This is a genomic window from Brachyspira sp. SAP_772 (assembly GCF_009755885.1).
In the GTDB taxonomy this organism is placed as follows: domain Bacteria; phylum Spirochaetota; class Brachyspiria; order Brachyspirales; family Brachyspiraceae; genus Brachyspira.
Map to the genome: position 1 here is coordinate 1 of NZ_VYIX01000248.1, position 631 is coordinate 631.

The 631-nt window shown below is 32.9% G+C and carries 1 protein-coding gene; it reads left to right on the forward strand.

Annotated elements, in window-relative coordinates; translation table 11 throughout:
• Positions 1–73: 73 nt before the first annotated feature.
• Positions 74–631, forward strand: a 558-nt coding sequence (locus GQX97_RS13835; protein WP_157152333.1) for an MFS transporter, incomplete at its 3' end; no start/stop codon positions are given.

A 631-nucleotide genomic window follows, 5' to 3' on the forward strand; every position in this document is an offset into this window, starting at 1 on the left:
TTTACTATAAAGAGTAAAAGAATAACATTTTATAAATGTTTTCATATAAATAATAATTTACAGGAGTATAATTATGAATTACACAAAAAAGAGATGGTTTATACTTTTTGTGGTATGTTTAGCCAATTTATGTTTAGGCTCAATTTATACTTGGAGTGTATTTGCAGCACCTATGGCAGAATATTTATCTGGAATATTGGGAAAAACATTAACTTCTGCAGATTTAGCCATAGTATATACAATAGCTAATAGTGTAGGACCTATCACAATGATAAGCGGCGGTTGGGTTAATGATAAATTTGGACCTAAAAAAGTTTTGTTTGTAGGCGGAATGATGTGGGGAMTTGGAATGCTTCTTTCTGGTTTTGCTACAAGTGTAGGATTTTTAATTGTATCTTATGCATTAATAGGCGGTCTTGGTTTAGGAATGGCATATGGTACGGCAATAAGCAGCTGCATAAAATTCTTCCCAGATAAAAGCGGATTGGTAGGCGGTATTATCACTGCAGTATATGGTTTTGGTTCTGTAGCTCTTCCTCCTATAGTTACTGCGATAGTTAATAAATTTGATGCTCCTACTGCTTTCAAAATTGTTGGTATAGCTTTTTGTATTATACTTGCTTTTTGTTCT